The sequence below is a fragment of the Bacillus sp. CGMCC 1.60114 genome (assembly GCF_042676365.1).
GTDB classification, from domain to species: Bacteria; Bacillota; Bacilli; order Bacillales; family Bacillaceae_G; genus Bacillus_A; species Bacillus_A rhizoplanae_A.
This window is the reverse complement of record NZ_JBHTHG010000118.1, coordinates 266477-287089: the sequence shown is the minus strand read 5'-3', so window position 1 is coordinate 287089 and position 20613 is coordinate 266477. Positions and strand designations below refer to the sequence as shown.

The window sequence follows — 20613 nt, the reverse complement described above, 5'->3', positions numbered from 1 at the left end:
CCTATTTATACTAGCATAATCATAACAATATGGCGACAAAAAGTACAAAAAAACCGCTCCTATTCTTATCTTATCCTTTATCAACTTTCAATTTCTTACACAACTGAAAAAAACACACTCACATTTAGGCATTTTAGTCATATGATATTTCAGATTTATCTTTAGGAGGAGAAATTATGAGTGATGAACAAAAACCTTCACGTCCGCCATTTCGAAGTTACTTAAAGCAAATCGATGACTTTTTCGAACAAACACCGCTTCGTGATGTTATTGCAGATATGAATCACTTTTTCCAAAAAGGAAATCGTTTATTAACATTCCCTGTTGATTTATTTGAAGTAGGAGAAGACCTTGTTGTAAAAGCTGAGCTTCCTGGTGTTCAAAAACAACAGATTCAAATTGAAATACAGGGTGAATACTTAAAAATTTCCGTAAAAGAAGAAGTTTTAGGAGAAGAAATAAAAGAATCACATAATTATTATCGCCGCGAACGCGCAGTGTCAGAAGCTTCCCGCATGATTAAACTACCGTATACGATTAATAAAAAACAAGCGAAAGCTTCTTATCAAGATGGCATTTTAGAAATTCGTGCACCAAAACTTCCGCAGCAGCATGATATTTTATCGATTGAATAAAAAAGGATGCCCATTGGCATCCTTTTTTACTGTGTTAAACGCTTAATATCACGAAGTATATCATCATACGGTGTATTCGTAATACCACTATATTTCTTCATAACTTTCCCGTTTTGATCTACTAAATAAAATGATGTCCCATGAATAACTTGATCTGTATTGTCAGGTTTGTCAACAAGCATTTGGAAGTTTTTCTTTGCAAACTTTTCAATGTCATCTTGCGTATACCCAGTTAGCAAATTCCAGTTCTTCGTATCATCCGTGAACTTTTGTACAAATGTTTTTAAGTTTTCGGGCTTATCTACCGTTGGATCAACACTGAACGATACAAATTGAACATCTAGTTTTCGTTCTTTCGCCAGACTTTGTAATTTCGCCATATTAGCCGTCAGTGGTGGGCATACTGTTTGACAATGTGTAAATACGAAATCCGCTACCCACACTTTTCCTTTTAAATCTTTCGTGCCAAACTTCTCACCATTTTGATTTATGTATTGAAAACTTTCGACATCCCAATTTAATGGATCTCGAAGTTTTGATCCTGAACTGCATCCAGCTAAGACTAGTAAGCAAAAAGTAGTAAGAATACCAATCCATTTTTGATATTTCTTCATTCTAGAACACCTTTCTCTCTTTCAAAATATAACATTTCTTCTATCCTATGTTAACGAACAATAAGAGTCCATTTGCAAGATTTCTCTATCAATGCAGAACAATCCTACTAATGAAAGTTTCACCTTATTGTAACAAAGGTAAACACTACAGGAGAAGTGTTTACTTCACTTGTTCACTAAATCGTACTAATTTTTCAATAGCTTCTTCTTTTTCAAATGTACTAAACCATCTATATTCTTTGTCATCTAAAATACGATAATGTTGACTGATAATGTTTTGCTGTAAGCGGAAAGGTCCTTTTTTCTCAATTTCCTTCCACCATACACGTCCACCCATCGTTTTTTCTTTTTTATATTCAATATGACGATGAGAGATTGTTTGGACAACTTCAAGAGCAGATCCCCCAAACGCAGACTGCAGTACTTCACTGTCTTGAAACAACGCACATATTGCAATAACAGTCGCCCACGAAGGCAAAATACGCTCTTTTTCAATTTGAACAAGTGTCTTTTTGGAAAGACCTAGAATCTCTGCCATTTCTTCTTGTGTATAATTATATTCTGTTCGAATAAGCTTCATTTTTTTGGCGATTGTCAATACCATTACTTCTTTATTCATGTGAACACCTCTGCTTGCTTTGTAAAGATTACCTCGTTGTAATTTTACACTTTTTTAATAATTAGTCAATTTCATTCACTTCTTTCCTTTACTACATTTCAATACAATAGCATTAAACAGATTTTATGTGAGGTGATGTTCATGTGCGGAAAACGTTATGAGAACATGGATAGCGTTAGTACACAAAAACCAATAAGAGACTTTTTACGATGGAGAAAAGAACGCAAACAAAAGAAAAAAGACATTTCCTTCATTATAGAACAATCGCCTGTAAAACAAGATACTTTCTTACGTGAAAATGAAGATAAAACAACTGTTACATGGGTTGGTCACTCGACATTCCTTATTCAAACAAATGGACTCAATATCTTAACCGATCCTGTATGGTCTAAAAAAGTTAAAGTTGTACCACGGCTTACGGATCCCGGACTAATTCTTGAAGAACTGCCGCCCATTGATGTGGTGCTTATTTCTCACGGTCACTACGATCACCTCGACTTTCCCACACTTCGTCAACTAAAATCGGATGTACTGTATTTAGTACCCAGTGGTTTAAAAAAGTTATTTTTACGAAAGAAATTTTTCCATGTTGAAGAATATAACTGGTGGGAACATACAGTAATTAATAATGTACATTTGCACTTTGTTCCAGCTCAGCATTGGATGAGAAGATCTCTATTTGATATGAATTCCTCTCATTGGGGAGGATGGATCATTGAGAACAAAACAACAGAAGAAACCATTTATTTTTGCGGCGATAGCGGATATTTTCGGGGGTTTAAAGAAATTGGGGACCGCTTTACCATTGATATTGCCCTCATGCCAATTGGAGCCTATGAACCCGAATGGTTTATGAAGGTATCGCATATTTCTCCAGAAGAAGCAGTGCAAGCGTTTTTAGATATAAAAGCAAAACATTTTATCCCAATGCATTACGGTACATTTCCGCTCGCAGATGAAACACCAAAAGAGGCGATTACAAGACTTCGCAGCAATTGGAATTTACGAATGCTACCATGGGAACAGTTGCATGTTTTATTTCTTGGGCAAACATATATAGCTACTCCTCCCTCCATACAAGAAGAAAAAGTAAAAAGAGAAAGTATGCATATATAATATTACAAACTCAATACATGATTAGTATCAGCATTTATACGGTACGCATTATTTATTTTGTACGGCACGAAAAAAGCTACTTGAATATAATCAAGTAGCTCTTTTCTATTCTGCAAAATAAGAGAATCCAATCGCCCCAACACCTGTATGTGTACTAATAACAGGTGTTGTAAAGAAAATTTCTGATTGTGTAAATCCACTAATCTTTTCAACTGCCTCTTTCATCTTCTGCGCTAACGGTAATGCTTTTGCATGTGGAATCGCAACTGCTTTTACTGTTTTACCAGCTATATCTTCTTCAAATATTTTCGCTAATGTTTTTACGACTTGTCCTTGACTACGTACCTTAGTAATCGGATTGAGGACCCCGTCTTCAACACTAGCAATCGGCTTAATATTTAATAAAGATCCAATCATTGCTTTTCCTTTACCGATACGGCCACCTTTTACAAGGTTTTCTAACGTATCAACAACAACGAATAGACGCGTGTTTTTTCTAACTTCTTCAACACGTTTTAAAATATCTTCTAAAGAACGTCCTTCTTGCGCCATTTTCGCTGCCTCAATTACTTGATATCCTAAAGCATGAGTAATCAATAAAGAATCTACTACCGTTACTTTTGTATTTGTCATTGTTGCTGCACTGCTTGCTGTTGCAACTGATCCACTTAGTCCATTTGTTAAATGAATCGAAAGAACTTCGCTGCCGTCCTCGCCTAAATGATCATACAATTCTACAAATGAACCAACTGCTGGTTGAGATGTTTTTGGTAACTCTTCCGATTTTTCCATTTCTTCAATAAACTCATCTGGTTGTAAATCTACACGATCTAAATAAGTTTGTCCGTTCACAGAAATTGATAATGGGATAACGTGAATATCATATTTTTCAATCACATCTTGTGATAAATCCGCCGTTGAGTCTGTAACAATTTTAATTTTTTGCATGTTTTACTTCTTCCCTTTCCACTACGCTCTCCCTGTTATTATACTAGTATTCCCACTGCTTTCAACATTTTAAGGTAATTTTCCGACAAAATTCTCGCTTTATGTGGCTAAAAAATGTAAGGCAGAGCACTTTTGCTCTGCCTTACATTTTTTCTATGCATTTTTTTCTAGCGTATTTGTTTCATATACATTTGAATAATCATTCCATTTTAAACAACCTCGCAAATATTCTCGAAATGAGTACGAAAACCTTGGTTGTTTTTGTTTTTGAATTTTGGAGATAAAGAGCTGAAGACGCGACTGAATTTGAAACGCTAATGGGTGCTGTGTTTGTAGCACAGGAATTTCGACCACCTTTACGCATTTTCCTGTTGGGTGAGTAAAATAAAAACTCTTCATAATCACGATATCAATCCTCTTTTTTTTTGGATTTATAATGTTAGTATAAACCGACAAAGACAAAAAGTTTGTCTAAATTTTGGAGAAGCATTAATTTTTTTCTTCTTTATATTGTATACGCTTACATAAATAGTATAACAAAGAAATAAAAAAAGTGCCCATCATAAAGAGGCACTTTTTGAAACAAAATCATTTTCACGATTTTGTTTACGTTTATACACAATTTTCGACAGAATAATACTAATCTCATAAATACATATAAGAGGCACTGCTACCAAGCTGTGAGATAAAAAATCAGGTGGCGATATACATGATGCTATAATAATCAATACGACATATGCATATCTCCTTATTTGTTGTAGGAAGTATGGCGTTAAAAAGCCAATGCTTGTTAAAAACATAACAACAATAGGTAATTCAAATATAACCGCAAATGGTACAGTTAAGTTTAATACGAAATAAAAATATTTCTCAGTTGTAAACATCGTATTAAACATCTCACTTCCAAGCTGCGTTAAAAAGTGAAATAAAAACGGCATCACAATAAAATATCCGAAACATAGTCCTGCAATAAATAATATACATAACACAGGAATATACATTAAAGTCATTTTTTGTTCCCGCGGATGCAAACCCGGCTTTACAAATAACCATAATTGAAATGCAGCTATTGGTATAGTACAAACAATTGCAAAAAGCGAGGCAATGGAAAAGAAAATCCATAATACATCACTTGGACCTAAAACTGTCAATTTCATTGTTAAATCTTTCACAAGAAAAAAGTAAATATCTTTTGCGTATACAAATCCTATAATTAAGAAAAAAACAAATGATAGGACGGTAATAATTAAACGCTTTCGTAATTCACTAATATGCTCTATAACACTCATTTCTCGATCATCCATTTTTTTCACCACTCTTTTTTCATCAGATAAAAAAGATGCAAGAGAGATTCTCGCCTTACATCTTTTCTAAACAATACATATATTATTTACGTTCTTTTTCTTGAAAAGCATCATCTGTTAATTCCTTTGTTGATTTCTTAAATTCTTTTAAAGTTTCCCCTAAAGCCCGTCCGATCTCAGGTAATTTTTTGGGGCCAAATAAAATAAGCACAGCTACTAAAATTAAAATTAAGCCTGGAAAACCAATATTTGAAAACATATTTCCATCCCCCTTATAAGTAGATTGAATGGTTCTACTATCCCATAATTTCATTTTGTCAAAAAAGTTTGAAAACGTCAATGTATCCGCTATCTTTTATCAAAAAAATTTGAAAATATAATTTTCATACAATTTTCATTTCCTATTCCTTTCGTATATGATATGGTGAAAGAAACTATACTCCTCATTTTACTACGTAAGAAAGGAGTCGAAACATGACTCAAAAGATAACTCGAATGACTCAGTTTGTTAAAGAGGAAATCGCAAATGCAATTACACATGGCATCGGTGCCATTTTAAGTATCCCTGCGTTAATTATTTTAATTATCCATGCCGCAAAGTACGGAACAGCATCGGCAATTGTAGGGTTTACTATATATGGTGTGAGCATGTTTTTACTTTATTTATGTTCAACGCTATTACATAGTATCCATCACCCAAAAGTAGAAAAGTTATTTACTATCTTAGATCATTCTGCCATCTATTTATTAATTGCTGGCACATATACACCATTTCTACTCGTTACACTGCGCGGACCACTGGGCTGGACATTACTCGCAATCATTTGGACGTTAGCAATTGCCGGAATCGTCTTTAAAATCTTTTTTGTACGTCGCTTTATTAAACTGTCAACTTTGTTTTATGTCATTATGGGATGGCTCATCATCGTTGCCATTAAGCCGTTATATGAAAGCTTAACAGGGCATGGCTTTTCCTTATTATTAGCCGGTGGAATTTTATACTCTGTCGGCGCCATCTTCTTCTTATGGGAAAAGCTCCCATTCAATCATGCAATTTGGCACGTATTTGTATTAGGCGGAAGTACGTTGATGTTTTTCTGCGTGTTATTTTATGTGTTGCCTGTAGCGTAAAAAAGTCTCAGCTTTATAGCTGAGACTTTTTTACTTATTTAGCTGACTCGCAATAATATCCTGCGTATATTTCGTTAATTCTTTAATATCCATATTTTGATATTGTTCTGCTGTAATTGGTTTCGAAATCGTGACTGTTGCATGCGCTGGTTTCATTCGATTACCGTTTGCTTCAAACATTTTATAAGTCCCGTCCACTGTTACTGGTAAAATCGCTACACCTGATTTGACAGCAAGATGGAAACTACCAGCTTTAAATTCTCCCATTCCAGCACCCTTACTACGAGTTCCTTCTGGAAAAATAACGATAGAATGTCCTTGCTTTAACAGCTCAATTCCATCTTTAATAGCTTGTAAAGATTGACGGCGATCCTTACGATCCATAAATACACAGTTCATCAATTCCATCCATGTTGATACAAGTGGAAACTTTTTAATTTCTACTTTCGCAACAAATCCAATTGGCTTATTTAAATAGCCCATTAAAACAGGAATATCCATATCACTTTGATGATTACTTACTACTAGCACTGGCTTATCCTGTGGTACATTTTCAAGTCCATTCACTTGTACTGTTGATCCAGCTACATGAATCATCTTCTTACCAAACCAATTTGTTGTTTTAAAAACCTGATGATCTTTTTCTTGCGGTGATAGTGTATGTAACTTTCGTTTTATACGCCACATTCTTGGCGTAATACCAATTACAATTAAAATTAAGTACAAAATCTTAAAAACCGTTTGAATCATATAGAACCCCCACATATTGTCATTCCGTTCTTCATTATACTAGACAAACGAAGGAAAAAGAAGAAAAAATGTCCAAACGACAAGCGTTTGGACATTTTTTATAATATGATAGATTAGAATTGTTTTGCTAATTTACGTGCTTTTTCGATTGCTTGTTCTTTAATTTCAGGTGCCTGTGTAGGATTTGCACTCATACCTTCTACTGCAATATATTCTACATCCGTTACACCCATGAAACCTAGCATTGCATTTAAGTGGTTGCGACCAAAGTCCACTCCTGCGTATGGTCCTTCAGAATAAACACCGCCTGTTGCTTGGATATGAAGCGCTTTTTTGCCTTCTAATAAACCAACTGGACCATTTTCAGTATATTTAAATGTTTTACCTGCAATTGATAAATTATCTAAGTATGCTTTTACAACTGGTGGATAGCTCAAGTTCCACATTGGTGTTACAAATACGTATTTATCTGCATGCATAAATGTTTCTAAGTTTCCATTCATTGCTGCAATTTTTTGTTGTTGACTTTCGCTTAATGTTTCAAAGCCTTCTCCTGCACCAAGTTTTCCCCAAGCAGCAAGTACTTCACCATCAATTGCAGGTACGTTTGTATGGAATAAATCAATTGTTACAACGTCATCTTGTGGATTTGCTTGTTTGTAAGCTTCAATAAATGCTGCTCCTACTGCCATGCCGAATGATACTTCTGCTGAATTTGGATTTGCTGTAATAAATAGTACTTTTGTCATATTGATTTCTCTCCCTTTTTTCTCTTCGTTAATATCTTCAATTCGAGATTTTATTATTGAAAAGTAAATTACTTACCTTACATAAGTAATAATATATAATTAATGTTTATCTGTCAACAAAAATAGTTACTTTTTTTTAGTAAGTGAATAACTGTATTGAATATGACTTTCATCAGTGAAAGAAATCCATAACTAAGTTACGGAAAGCTATCAACAATTAGAGGCATATCGGCTGTTATTTCCCTCTCTTCTTTGGTTTCCCATCATCTTCAAGTAGGAATGCCAAATAAAAAAGAGCTATCTCACAAACAATTATCAAGACCTAAAAGTTAAAAATCCTCAAAAAATAAAGGTAAGTACATATTAGTCATGTTTAATATGTGTTTACCTCTTATTTTTTTTTAGGGTCTCGCCACATGTCCATCAAGCTGATAAAACGGGTTACCCCATCGCCATCAACCTAACAAAAATAAACTACCTCAAAACGATAAAATTGAGAAATTTTCATTTTTTTGTTTTGGGGTGATTCTAAATTCTTAAGTTGATGGGCATGGGGTCTCGCCAACATTTCGCGAATTTCGTACGCTAAGGATTTTTTCAATTAAAAAACTTGGTTTTACCGTACGTTAAGAATGTTCCATAAACGATGCTTATTGTTTGTTATGGTACTTTGTTTTTGGTAATGAGTTTTGGAACTGTTTTTTGACCGTATTTCTGTCAGTTTCGTTAGAAATAAATAAAGTTCCTTAAACGGACGTTTTCGGTTCTTTCTTAATAGAGGGAAATTGGATATTTATGTTAATCGGAAGTGAAATTGTGAAGATTTACACTTAAACTAAAGGTCAGTTTAGTCTAAGAAGGGAGTACCATCAGGAAAATGCGTATTTACAACACTAAGCTCATTTTCAAGACGATTCCCCTGCTTTTAACAACGTTGAGAAGGTTTCAGTGTTCTTAAAGAGTCTAATGAGCCCATTTTATTTGAATTAAGATAGTTTAGTTAAATAGGAATTTTCAGTAATTTTGTCGAATTAGTTTTACTAACGATTAAAATGGGGTGAACTTTATTATGGAAATTATAATAAATAATGAATGTTTTAACAAAGCAATTTCAGAGGTTAGTAAAGCAGTATCTTTAAAAACCCCTTTCCCTATTTTGACAGGTATTAAGATAATTGCTGAAAAAAATTGCTTAATCCTTATTGGAAGCAATTCTGATATTGTTATTGAAAAAGTAGTACCTTTAATGATTAATGATGTAAAGGTATTGGAAGTTTATAAGACAGGTAGTATTGTTATATCTGCTAAATATTTAAGTGAAATTGCTAAAAAGCTCCCTAGTAATATACATTTAAAAGTAAACGAAAAACAATTAGTTACCATTCAGTCTGATGAAATTGTAATCAACCTAAACGGATTTAACCCTAAAGAATACCCAAGTCTTCCTCAAATTGATGAAGCTAAATACACTAAAATTTCCAGTATTGAATTAATGGAAATAATTAATCAAACTGTATTCGCAGTTTCTAAGAGCGAGTCCAGACCTGTCCTGACAGGAGTTAATATGTCTTTTAAAGAAAACCAAATTTCGTGTGCTGCAACAAATTCTCATCGGTTAGCACTAAGAGAACTTGCAATAGAAACAAATGTAAATGGTTCTTTCATTGTTCCGAGTACAAGCTTAAATGAGCTTACTAAGTTAATTAAAAATGAAACCGGTGAAATACATATTTATATAACAGATAGCTATATAGTGTTTAAATCAGACACTATCTCACTTTTTTCAAGATTAATTGAAGGTAATTATCCTAACATTTCGGGATTGTTACCAAAAGATTCGAAGACAGTAATTACTTTGGACACAACTCAACTATTAAAAGGTATTGATAGAGCATGTCTTTTTGCAAATGAATGGAGAAATAATAATGTAAATTTAGAAATAAAGGATGGTACAAAGATAAGAATTTTTTCTACCTCATCAGAATTAGGGAAAATAGAAGAAACACAAAATATCAAGATGATTAACGGAGAGATTGAATTAAGTATTTCACTTGATGGAAGTTTTTTAATGGATGCTTTAAAAGTAATAAAAGAAGAAGAGATAAGATTAAGTTTTGGTGGTTCAATGAGACCAGTCTTAATTGAACCTGTTGATAATTCTTCATATCTTCATCTTATTTCACCAGTGCGATCATATTAAATAGACCAGGATTTTATTACTGTTAGTAACGGTGATCTTTAATTGAACAAGACTATGTTACTCGATAATCGAACACTTTAATGAAGAAACGAAAAAAGTCCGATTTCTTTTCTCTATTTTAATTGAGAAAAGAAATCGGGCTTTTTAATATTAGAATTTCCTTAACGTTGTAAATCCGCATTTCCCTGACGGTACCCCATGCCCATCAAGCTAACGGTGAGAAACCCTAGCTACACCTTGATTTTTGTACTGTGACTAATGAGTTTTGGAAAAATAAACATGCCAAATAAACCTATGAGAATGTGATTTTTCCGCTAGGCAACTTGTCTTTTATTCACCGTCGTTTCATAGACAACACCCAGAATATCAAAGACGGTCATTTTTTTGTAACGATGACATTTACGACCATTTTTTTTAAGCAATTGATAGAGGCGATGCAGAATTGCCGAAAGTTCATCTGTGTCAACCGCCATTGCTTGGAACAGTAATGGAAAGTAATCCTTAATCATATAAATTGCTTTGTATTCGCTTAGTTCTTGCTTCTGCTTTCCGAGTAGAAACTGTCGCATTTGAAACATCGTAGAGGAACAGATGAGAATGCCAATGAGTTGACCATACAAATGGCATTCAAGACGTTCTTTTTTGATGCCCTTACACTCATCAATTTCAAAGAACGACTTCCATGTTTTAAACAAAATCTCTATTTGCCAACGCAGTGAATACAAGGAATGCACATAGTTAGTCGGTACTTCTTCTGGCGATGTGTTCGTAATATATACATTCATGCTCATCAAATGCTTACTTTTATCCTTCATGATAATACCCTTTTTCTTCTCACGTATTGCTTGATTTTTCAAACGTGTTTGTGTTTGATCGTCGGTTAAACGATGGATCATGACACGTGCTGGAAGCTTCTGATTTTGGCCAATATATGCCTCGGGGATTTCCATCGTTTCACCAGGGGATAGACTAGACATCATTTGTGTCATATCAAGTTGGATGTATTCTGTTTGCTTTTTTAACGTACCATTGTTGAAGTATTTTGGCTCAGGGTTCTTGATATAAATGCGTGTATTCAGCTTCAACCTCGAGATATAGTAAGCCTTTTTATCGTGAATCGCTTGTAAATCACTTAAATCGAAGTAACCGAGATCACGCAAACATAGGTCTCCTTTTTCAACGGTTTCAAGGCAAATGGTACCGTATGTTTTATCATTGTTCTTTCCTGGCCCAAGCTGTACGTTTAAAAATTGACCACTGAGTAAATCGTATTCAAGTTGAATCTTCACCCCCGCAGTATTACTACTTCCACCTGATCCTTGATAGTCAGTGGCGAAGGTATCTGGTAACTGAAACATCGTCGCATCTAAAATACGAATACGATTGAAAATAGACATCATGTATGCAGAAAGCGATTGATTGGAACAGAGTTTTTGTGTGAGAAGAGAAGTAAAGACTTCTCGAAGGAATGCGACAGCTGCTGGATTAAAGCGTTGATTCAATCCTTCCGGGCTCATTAGTACCCCAGTGGAAGCTTCTAACCGACTGCATAATTGTGTAAGTGATGTGCTAGCGATTTCCTGACTGAGCCATACGCAAAGGGCAATAAGTTCGTTTGCTTGATATTTACTAGATCGCTTTACAAAGCCAACTTGTCTGGCGATGTCTTGTAGGACTACTGGAGATAGAAAGCGTTGTAATTCTTGTGAGAATAGATGTAATTCTTCAGAAAGCGAGAGGTCCATAAAAAACGCCATCCTTTCCTATGATTCTACAGAAAGAATAGCGTATTTTTTCATTTTAGGGGTATTTTGTTTTATTAGGTTGATAGCGATGTGACGCTACCCTTATATTAAATTGCAATAAAAGGTGTTTTATGAATATACTCTTTATTATCAATCTGGCTAATTATAAAATTTGCTATTTCTTTATTTGAAATCATTGTCCCAGGCATATCGGTAAGACTTTCTTTGACCGCTCTTACTTCAATACCCTCTTTTACAAAAGGTAGTCTTATTAGTGTCCAATCAAGGTCTTTATTTTTCAAAAGAATATTCAGCTCTTCTCTTTTATCTTTCATCATTTTGGAAAAGAGCACTTCAAACATTTTTGCTCCAATCTTATTTAAAGGACTTTTTTTATCTCCTATAATGTTGAGAGAAGCTCCTGTAACTCCAATATATCTCTTAATATCCTTTTCTTTCATTACTTCAAGTATATCTCTGGTAACTTTGCTATATATAGGTGTATCTCTCATAGGTTGACCAAAGCAATTTATAACAATAAGACAACCTTCGAGTAGTTGTCTTATTGCATCTACATTCTCCGCAGTACCTGTTACAATCTCAATTTTATCATCGTTGTATTTTAAATTTTTAGGGTTCCGAACAAGCATACGAACTTGGTAGCCATTTTTTAACGATTCTGAAGCTATATAACGTCCTACCTTACCAGTGCCACCAATTACAGCTATTTTATAAGGATTATCCATTCCATCACTCCTAAGAATATATAAATAAACTCAATCCTTCCGAATTAGATTCTTATTTTACAATCTTGTCCTTTTCACAGTTAATAATATTTATCATTTTTCTTTATATTTTAACATAAATTACCTATTTGTTCTTGGGTTTTCTTTTAATGCCTTAAATAACAAGATAAATCGCAACAGAAATGGAGGTCTGACAATAATTATTGTCACATTGTTAAAAGCAATGCTAATTATAATTTTATTTTAGGAGTCCCGCCACGTTGTCATCAATTTAGTACTTTGAATTGTCCCCAAAACAAAAATTTTATTATTTTGCAGTTATTTATGAGAATTTAGCTCATTTTTTTCGTTTTGGGGGACAATCAATTTCTTAAGTTGATGGCGATGTGACGGTACCCCAAGAAGGAATATGTGGTTAGGATGCAGAATATGGACCATAAATAGATGTAATAAAGGATAAGAGTTCATAATGGAGATTGCTTTGATAGTCCCTATACTTATTGTGGAGCAGGGGGAGTTGTTGTTCAGTTTGAAAAATGTTTTAGACTGCACAGTGTTGCTCTAATTAGATTTCCCTATTCTTATTTTTCTAATTTAATTAAATAATGATTTAGACTCATGAATCAGTTTCATATCGTAAAAAGAGTCTTTATTAAAATAAAGTATTAGACTAGATAGTAACTATACAATTTATATACAGGAAATAAAGGAAATTCAGAAAAATCCTACATGATAAAACTAGGATGTATACATTTCTGTATAAATATTGGAAAAGGAAATAGGCTTAATTATTGATAGGCAAGGGATATATAATCTTTTTGAATTTCAATAATATGACATTGTGTTAATTGTACATGTATAGGATATACATTATGAGTATCCCTTTAAAGAATCGGTTCAACAATTCATCAAAAAGAATCATGGAAAGAAAACAAAAGGTGCTTTCTATACGTGAAAACACCTTTTTAGTCTTATAGTCTATTTAATTTTGAATGAGATAGCTCCTTGTCCATCACTTTTGAAACACACGTTTGACTTTTTCAGCCGGAATACTACTTCCACCTCTACCTTTTACATCTTCAATCATCATTGCCACAACCATATTTGGAGAATTTGCATCAAATGCAACAAACCACCCTAACTCTTTACCATCTGCTTCTTTTGATTCTTTTAATTCCGCTGTTCCTGTTTTTCCAGCAAGCGTAATACCATCTAATTTTGCAATCTTACCTGTTCCTTCTGGGTCATTCACAACTTTTATTAAAGCGTCTTTCAAAATAGCATTGTTCTCTTTGGATACCACATTTTCTTTCCACGCCTTTACCTGCTTTTCGTCTTTTACAAGGTGTGGAGACGGAATATTCCCCTCATTTACAATTGGCGCATAAGATAATGCAACGTGAAGAGATGACATTAAAACTTCACCTTGACCATACCCTGTATCAGCAAGCTGAATATCATTTTTCATACCATCTTTTGCGATTTGCGAAGTTGCAAATCCATACTCAATCGGTAACTTTTCACCAAATCCAAATTTCTTCGCTTCTTCTATAAACTTATCTTTACCAATTTTTAATGCTTCCTGCGCAAAATAAATGTTATCAGAATACATCATTGCTTTTTCAAAATCAACTGGATTGACATCTTTGACACGCGTTACATAGTAATTACCCCAAGAAGAATCTTTTGCCCATTTTAAACCATCAATTTTAAGAGATTCTGTTGGATTAAGCGTTTTTGTTTCTAGGCCAATTGCACCTGTAATAGGTTTAAAAACAGAACCGGGTGCGTATACTTGTGTAAACCGATTTGTCATCGGCTTTTTCGGATCATTATTCCAAGCATCTCGCTCTGCTTTCGCTGACTCTCTAATCATAGCGTTTGGATTGTATGATGGACTACTTACAAGCGCTAATGTTTCTCCTGTTTGCGGCTGCACTGCTACACTTGAGCCCACTTCGCCCTTCATTTCTGCATAAATTTTTTGTTGTAAATTTCCATCAATCGTTAGTGTAATATTTTCGCCATCTTTCGCTTCTTTTTTGGCAAGTTCTTTTAATTCTTTCCCTTTCGCATCTGCAATATAAACACGTCCACCTTTTTCACCGCGAAGTTTATCTTCAAAAACACTTTCTAGACCTGTTCTTCCAACAGGATCATCGGCTTTATATCCTTTGTCCCCTAATTTCTTTAAATCCTCTGCATTCACTTTCCCCATATAGCCTGTCAAATGTGCCGCAGCTTCTCCTAAAGGATATGTACGAACATTTACTGTACGTGTCGCTACACCGGGCATAGAAATGTAATCATTTTCATTGGCACCCTCTGGTAAAATAGAAAGTGGAACATAATAGCCTGGTTGTACCCATTTTGCTGTTAATTTCTTTTCGATATCTTCAACCGACATTTGTAATAACTTTGCTAATGTTTCTTTTGTTTGCTGTGCTGATTCGCCTAATTTTCCAGGCACAACTCCAACTTCAGAAGCTTTCCCATTCGTTGCTAAACCGCTTCCATTCTTATCATAAATTTCACCGCGCTTTGGCGAAAATGATTGAACAAGTACTTTATCATCTTGTTTCATAGTTGGAAAAATAAATGACGGAGTCCAATCAACTTTCCAGACTTCCTTATCTCCATCCTTTTCTTTCACAAGTTTTGCATCATTTTCAAACATAATCTTCCCGCCGATTGTATCCATACTTACTTTAAAAGGTACATTCGCATTGTTTTTCTCATCTTTTTTGTTTTCTTTTTTCGTTACTGCTTCTACTTTTAAATTTTTGACTGCAATTCCTGTATAAACGTTTTCATATTTCTTTACAAAATCTTCTTTTGTAATCGACTGCTTTGCCTCTTGCGATAACTGTTCATACATTTTATCAAACTTTTGTTCATTCCATGCTTTTACATATGTATCCATCGCTTGCTCTGGCCTCTCTTCTTTCCCACAGCCTACTACTAGTAGCAATGAAAAAACAAGAAGTATTCCCCATATCTTTTTCACATTTTCTCCTCCTTTATATCTCGACACTATCATACTATAAAAATCCAATTTTATAAAATTTATCCATAAAAAAACGATGCAATATGCGCCGCTCTTTATATTACCATTATAACATTCAGAAAATTTTTATATGAGATTTTCTGAATATAAAAACAAAAATGAGAGGATATAAAATTGTGGAGTGTACTTAGAATAGACAACAAAAAAAGAAGATTGGTATGTAACACACCAATCTTCTCTCTCCTTATTTTCTTCTACCATATACATGATAAGCATATGTATATGGATTTTTCTCATCTGTTACGCCTTGTTCTACAGATATTTCTTCCCACTCATCGTAATTAATTTCTGGGAAAAATGTGTCGCCTTCAAATACCTCTTCAATTTTCGTAATATACAAGCGATCTGCAAATGGAAGAACTTCTTTAAAAATCTCTGCACCGCCAATTACAAAAATTTCTTCATTCATTTGCTCGTCCATTTTCTGCACATCATCAATAGAATGGATGACTTCACAGCCTTCCATTTCATAATTTGTGTTACGGGTTAAAATAATGTTTGTTCTCCCAGGTAAAGGTCTTCCAATAGATTCAAATGTTTTTCTTCCCATGATAATTGGATGGCCCATCGTTACTTTTTTAAAGTACGCCAAATCTGCCGGAAGATGCCAAGGTAATTGGTTGTCTTTACCGATTAGACGATTTTTATCCATTGCTACAAGTAATGAAATCATATATATCCCCCTATCTTTACTTACACAGCTACCGGTGCTTTAATTGCTGGATGTGGATCATATCCTTCTAACATAAGATCATTCATTTCAAAATCAAAGATAGATTTCACATCTGGATTTAGCTTTAACCTTGGAAACGGGCGTGGTTCACGTGCTAATTGTTTTTCCACTTGCTCAAAATGATTTGTGTAAATATGCGCATCACCAATTGTATGAACGAATTCTCCTACTTCTAAGCCACACTCATGTGCAATTAAATGTGTTAATAAAGAATAACTCGCTATATTAAACGGAATACCGAGGAAAATATCACCGCTGCGTTGATATAGCTGACAAGATAATTTCCCGTCTGCCACATAAAACTGAAATAATGTATGACAAGGCGGCAGTGCCATACTTGGTATATCTTCTGGATTCCATGCAGATACGATTAGACGGCGGGAATCAGGATTTTTCTTAATCATATCAATTACATCTTGCAATTGATCAAGCGTTTCCCCAGCAGCCGTTTTCCATGCACGCCACTGTTTTCCATATACATCTCCTAAATTACCGTAACGCTTCGCAAATTCATCATCTTCTAACACTTTTGTTTTAAACAATTCCATTTGTTCTTCGTATTGCTTATTAAAACCTTCATCTTGCTGAGAACGCAGTCCAAAGTCTGTCATATCTGGTCCTGTATACGCATCGCTCTCTACCCAGTTCTTAAACGCCCATTCGTTCCAAATATTATTATTATGCTGCAACAAGTAACGAATGTTTGTGTCACCTTTCATAAACCAAAGAAGTTCGCTCGCTACTAAACGAAACGGCACACGTTTTGTCGTAAGTAACGGAAAACCTTGACTTAAATCAAAGCGCATTTGATACCCAAATACAGATACTGTCCCTGTACCAGTGCGGTCTTCTTTTCTCGTACCGTTTTCCATAACGTGACGGCACATATTTAAATATTCATACTCTGCGTGTTTCATCAAGTAACCTTCTTTCACAATTGCTTTATGTAACATTTTTTTTCCTATATGGAGTTTATCATATATGCATTTGAATTTCACACGACCTTTTTAGTAAAAAACTCTTTCATACAGAATACACGTACAAAACTCCGTATTAAAAAATTTTTTCATCTTCAAAATCTGACATACTTTTGTCAATCTTTCCCACAAAAAGAAAAAGGGTTTTCCTATCCTTTTCAAGAAACTATAGTGCGGAAGTAAATAATATATGAGTGGAGGTTTTACTATGCAAAAAACTGAAATGCCTCTTACAAGTAAATTACATACGAAAATCCAAAACATGATGAAAGATTTAAACGTCCCTGGAGCTGCAGTTGCTATTGTAAAAAATGGAGAAGTAGTATTCTCAGAAGGTTATGGGTACCGTGATACAAAAAATAAAAAAGCAGTTACATCAAAAACATTATTCGCTATTGGTTCATCAACAAAAGCATTTGGCACTTTTTCTCTAAGTTTACTTGCGCAGCAGCAAAAATTTAATTGGGATACACCTGTACAAACCTATATTCCAACTTTTTCACTTCATGATCCGCTAGCAAGCACACAAACTACAGCTCGTGACCTAGCATCTCACCGCACCGGTGTGAGTCGTCATGATTTACTATGGTACGTAACTTCCTTAAGTAGAAAAGATATTGCAGAAAACATTCGCCACTTAGAACTAGATGCACCATTCCGCTCGGCATTTTTATACAACAACTTAATGTATGCTACGATCAGCTGCATCACTGAAAACATTACAAATCAACCATGGGAACAATATGTAACGGAACATATTTTAGAACCGCTTCAAATGGAACGTACAAACTTCTCAGTTACCACTTCACAAAAATCAGATGACCATGCACTTCCTTATGTTGAGAATGATGAAAAAATAACAGAAGTGCCTTTCTGCAATATTGATACAATTGGCGCTGCTGGATGTATGAACTCAAATATAGACGATATGGCAAAATGGGTGCTACTTCATTTAAATAAGGGAAAAGTGGGCGAACATGAATTACTTGCACAAAATCTGCTCCAACAAATGTATACACCGCATACTCCAATTCCAGATGAGCCAATGTTTACTATACCAGAAACTCCATTAAACAGTTACGGTCTCGGCTGGTTTATTAGCGCCTATCGCGGACATAAAGAAATCCATCACGGGGGTAATATCGATGGATTCACATCTCTTGTTTCTTTTATGCCAGAACATAATATTGGTCTTGTCGTGTTAACGAATTCCGGTAAAACGTTACTCCCTTCTTACCTTGCACATCAAATTTATGATGAATTGCTTGGATTAGAACCAATTGATTGGCACAAACGTGCGATAGAAGATACAGCAAAGTTTAAAGAAATAATGAAAGAAATGAACAAGCCACTACCACAAGTAAAGGAAACCGTTCTTTCACATCCGCTAAAGGATTATACTGGAACGTTTGAACATCCTGCTTACGGAACAATAGAAGTACACAAACGAAATGAATCATTATATTTAAAATTTGCTTCATTCAATATTGAAATGAACCATCATCACTATGATATGTTCAGTACAAAATGGAATGTTTTCCAAATGGAAATGAACATGTTAGTTTCTTATGAGATGAATACAGCAGGTGAACTAAACGAGCTTAAACTGCACCTACCAGCAATGTTAGGCACTAAGCAACTTCTATTTACGAAAATAGTAAAATAGAATTTCCACTAGTAAGGTTATTCCCAAAATAAAGAGCGCTGATTTTTACGCAGCGCTCTTTGTCTTTAAACAATCCTATTTGTAATTCAACTCATTACATAGTAAGAGATGCAAATATTTCCCCAATAATGCCCTTCATTTGATGAACTCCTAAATCTGTATTTGTCATCATAACCACACCTGTTTCTATATATGGGTATGCAACGAACATACATTGAAATCCTATTCCCCAACCAAGTGAAGAAAATTCAATTTCTTGTCCTGAACCATCAAGAAAAACGCCTAAACCAGTCCATTCTTTACAACCTTGTGAAGTAATTAGTTCTTTTGCCTTACTTTCAGAAAGACCCATTTTACTTTTACCTTTTAAAAAATTCATTACTTCAATTACCAAAGTTGCCAAATCCGTAGGTGTTGTCCAAAGTCCGGAAGCTGCTGGATATGGATAGATCGGATATTCGCTAGAAACGACTTCTCCTTTTTTATTATGACCACAAGAAAATTGTCCTCTGCTTACTGTGAATGTTATTTGTTCAAATGTACTGTTTTTCATATGTAACGGTTCAAATATAAGCTCGTCCATTAACACCTCGAAAGGTTTGCCACAAACATCTTCTATTAATTGCTGTATGATACAAAAACCTGCATCTGAATATTGAAAATCACTGTCTGGTTCATATTTCACTTCAATACGTTCTTTACAATACGGTGTTCTTCCTTCTAATAATTCAACCATTGTAGGAACACCTAGAGTAGAATCAAGCTCACTAAAACTTCCTTCAGGATCTATTACTCCCGCTTGATGACTAAGTAGTGATCGTAACGTAACTTTTTTATTTTGAGTATATTAATTTTCTAGAATATTCCGATATTTAAGTCTATTATTTATATCCTCATCTAAATCAAAGATACCTTGTTCAGTTAACTTTAAAGCCAGCATTGCTGTTAAAAACTTACTCATTGAACAAGCGTTAAAAATAGTGGTATTATTTACGTTATTATTGGTTCCTGCTTTCATTGCACCAAATTCTTTTGTCTTATTTATTTCACCATTATGAATAAAAGCAATACTTAAACCAGATACATGATAATGCTCCATACGTTCGGAAATATTTATATTCCTTAACTCCATATCGAATCCACCTCCATATTATTCCATGTAAATTCCAACAAAAGAATATATGTTCGTAAATTGTTTTTATCTTTATCCTGGCTTAGTTAATTTATTGAACCATCCCCACCTATCTGCTTCGCTCTTGAGGTGGAGGTCTTCTCGCCGGATATGATAAAAGATGACCTCTGTCAGAGGTCATCTTTTATTTACATCTTCATATTTGGCGCATACACAACTTCTAATATGTAACCATTTGGATCATAAAAATCGACTGTACAATATTTTCTGAATACTCTTTTATTTCTATCGGTCCACGAATGATTGGTGCACGAACATTATGTAAGAAATGTGCTACTTCATCAACTACAGAACGATTCATTGCTTGATAACAAATATGCCTTGGGCCTAACGTTCGTACAAGTTCTACACCAATTTCCTTAAAATATATTTCTGTTTTTCCTGTACTAAAAGCAGTTTTATTTAGTTGTTTCCAGCCAAT

The 20613-nt window shown here is 34.4% G+C and carries 18 protein-coding genes and 2 pseudogenes; 5 read left to right on the top strand and 15 right to left on the bottom strand.

What is annotated here, in order from left to right; genetic code table 11:
- Positions 1-176: 176 nt before the first annotated feature.
- The gene (locus ACFQZ1_RS22745) at positions 177-635 is read left to right on the top strand and encodes an Hsp20/alpha crystallin family protein (protein ID WP_377884416.1); all 459 of its coding nucleotides are present in this window, start codon (positions 177-179) and stop codon (positions 633-635) included.
- A 26-nt stretch (positions 636-661) separates the two neighbouring features.
- Here the strand turns inward: ACFQZ1_RS22745 and ACFQZ1_RS22740 are convergent, their stop codons facing one another.
- Positions 662-1249 carry an SCO family protein gene (locus tag ACFQZ1_RS22740; RefSeq protein ID WP_377884415.1) on the bottom strand — a complete coding sequence of 196 codons (588 nt, stop codon included), beginning with the start codon at positions 1247-1249 and terminating at the stop codon, positions 662-664.
- 160 nt (positions 1250-1409) lie between these two features.
- Positions 1410-1868 carry a helix-turn-helix transcriptional regulator gene (locus tag ACFQZ1_RS22735; protein ID WP_377884414.1) on the bottom strand — a complete coding sequence of 153 codons (459 nt, stop codon included), beginning with the start codon at positions 1866-1868 and terminating at the stop codon, positions 1410-1412.
- 135 nt (positions 1869-2003) lie between these two features.
- Between ACFQZ1_RS22735 and ACFQZ1_RS22730 the strand changes: the two genes are divergently transcribed.
- Complete coding sequence (locus ACFQZ1_RS22730) at positions 2004-2984, top strand: MBL fold metallo-hydrolase (protein WP_377884413.1); 981 nt, start codon at positions 2004-2006, stop codon at positions 2982-2984.
- A gap of 105 nt (positions 2985-3089) precedes the next feature.
- On the opposite strand, the gene ACFQZ1_RS22725 is transcribed toward ACFQZ1_RS22730, so the two are convergent.
- The 4 genes from ACFQZ1_RS22725 to ACFQZ1_RS22710 all read right to left on the bottom strand — a co-directional run bounded on the left by ACFQZ1_RS22725 (position 3090) and on the right by ACFQZ1_RS22710 (position 5495).
- The gene (locus tag ACFQZ1_RS22725) at positions 3090-3932 is read right to left on the bottom strand and encodes a DegV family protein (protein WP_377884412.1); all 843 of its coding nucleotides are present in this window, start codon (positions 3930-3932) and stop codon (positions 3090-3092) included.
- A 153-nt stretch (positions 3933-4085) separates the two neighbouring features.
- The gene (locus ACFQZ1_RS22720; protein WP_377884411.1) at positions 4086-4337 is read right to left on the bottom strand and encodes a DUF2535 family protein; all 252 of its coding nucleotides are present in this window, start codon (positions 4335-4337) and stop codon (positions 4086-4088) included.
- Positions 4338-4492: 155 nt separating this feature from the next.
- Positions 4493-5236 carry a twin-arginine translocase subunit TatC gene (gene tatC / locus ACFQZ1_RS22715; protein WP_377884410.1) on the bottom strand — a complete coding sequence of 248 codons (744 nt, stop codon included), beginning with the start codon at positions 5234-5236 and terminating at the stop codon, positions 4493-4495.
- An 82-nt stretch (positions 5237-5318) separates the two neighbouring features.
- Entirely contained in the window at positions 5319-5495 is a 177-nt protein-coding gene (locus tag ACFQZ1_RS22710; RefSeq protein ID WP_377884409.1) for a twin-arginine translocase TatA/TatE family subunit, read from the bottom strand.
- Positions 5496-5710: 215 nt separating this feature from the next.
- Here ACFQZ1_RS22710 and trhA point away from each other — a divergent pair, with 215 nt between their 5' ends.
- Positions 5711-6367, top strand: coding sequence for a PAQR family membrane homeostasis protein TrhA (gene trhA, locus ACFQZ1_RS22705; protein ID WP_377884408.1), 657 nt, complete (start codon positions 5711-5713; stop codon positions 6365-6367).
- A gap of 30 nt (positions 6368-6397) precedes the next feature.
- Here trhA and ACFQZ1_RS22700 read toward each other — a convergent pair whose 3' ends face one another.
- Both ACFQZ1_RS22700 and ACFQZ1_RS22695 read right to left on the bottom strand, forming a co-directional pair.
- On the bottom strand, positions 6398-7117 hold the full coding sequence (locus tag ACFQZ1_RS22700; protein ID WP_377884407.1) for a lysophospholipid acyltransferase family protein: 720 nt from the start codon (positions 7115-7117) through the stop codon (positions 6398-6400).
- A gap of 113 nt (positions 7118-7230) precedes the next feature.
- The gene (locus ACFQZ1_RS22695; protein WP_377884406.1) at positions 7231-7866 is read right to left on the bottom strand and encodes an FMN-dependent NADH-azoreductase; all 636 of its coding nucleotides are present in this window, start codon (positions 7864-7866) and stop codon (positions 7231-7233) included.
- 1069 nt (positions 7867-8935) lie between these two features.
- Between ACFQZ1_RS22695 and dnaN the strand changes: the two genes are divergently transcribed.
- Positions 8936-10066 (top strand): DNA polymerase III subunit beta, encoded by a 1131-nt coding sequence (dnaN, locus tag ACFQZ1_RS22690; RefSeq protein ID WP_377884405.1) that lies wholly within the window; start codon positions 8936-8938, stop codon positions 10064-10066.
- A gap of 314 nt (positions 10067-10380) precedes the next feature.
- Here the strand turns inward: dnaN and ACFQZ1_RS22685 are convergent, their stop codons facing one another.
- The 5 genes from ACFQZ1_RS22685 to ACFQZ1_RS22665 all read right to left on the bottom strand — a co-directional run bounded on the left by ACFQZ1_RS22685 (position 10381) and on the right by ACFQZ1_RS22665 (position 17274).
- Positions 10381-11811: an IS4 family transposase gene (locus tag ACFQZ1_RS22685; RefSeq protein ID WP_377884404.1), complete on the bottom strand. Its 1431-nt coding sequence runs from the start codon at positions 11809-11811 to the stop codon at positions 10381-10383.
- Between the two features lie 107 nt (positions 11812-11918).
- On the bottom strand, positions 11919-12557 hold the full coding sequence (locus ACFQZ1_RS22680; protein ID WP_377884403.1) for an NAD(P)H-binding protein: 639 nt from the start codon (positions 12555-12557) through the stop codon (positions 11919-11921).
- A gap of 1012 nt (positions 12558-13569) precedes the next feature.
- On the bottom strand, positions 13570-15564 hold the full coding sequence (locus ACFQZ1_RS22675; protein ID WP_377884402.1) for a penicillin-binding transpeptidase domain-containing protein: 1995 nt from the start codon (positions 15562-15564) through the stop codon (positions 13570-13572).
- A 244-nt stretch (positions 15565-15808) separates the two neighbouring features.
- Positions 15809-16297, bottom strand: a complete 489-nt coding sequence (locus tag ACFQZ1_RS22670; RefSeq protein ID WP_377884401.1) for a dihydrofolate reductase — start codon at positions 16295-16297, stop codon at positions 15809-15811.
- Between the two features lie 20 nt (positions 16298-16317).
- Entirely contained in the window at positions 16318-17274 is a 957-nt protein-coding gene (locus ACFQZ1_RS22665; RefSeq protein WP_377884400.1) for a thymidylate synthase, read from the bottom strand.
- Between the two features lie 268 nt (positions 17275-17542).
- Here ACFQZ1_RS22665 and ACFQZ1_RS22660 point away from each other — a divergent pair, with 268 nt between their 5' ends.
- Positions 17543-19000, top strand: a complete 1458-nt coding sequence (locus ACFQZ1_RS22660; protein ID WP_377884399.1) for a serine hydrolase — start codon at positions 17543-17545, stop codon at positions 18998-19000.
- Between the two features lie 94 nt (positions 19001-19094).
- Here ACFQZ1_RS22660 and ACFQZ1_RS22655 read toward each other — a convergent pair.
- Both ACFQZ1_RS22655 and ACFQZ1_RS22650 read right to left on the bottom strand, forming a co-directional pair.
- A pseudogene (locus ACFQZ1_RS22655) lies at positions 19095-20132 on the bottom strand (serine hydrolase domain-containing protein).
- Positions 20133-20320: 188 nt separating this feature from the next.
- A pseudogene (locus tag ACFQZ1_RS22650) lies at positions 20321-20613 on the bottom strand (VOC family protein); the annotation flags it as partial.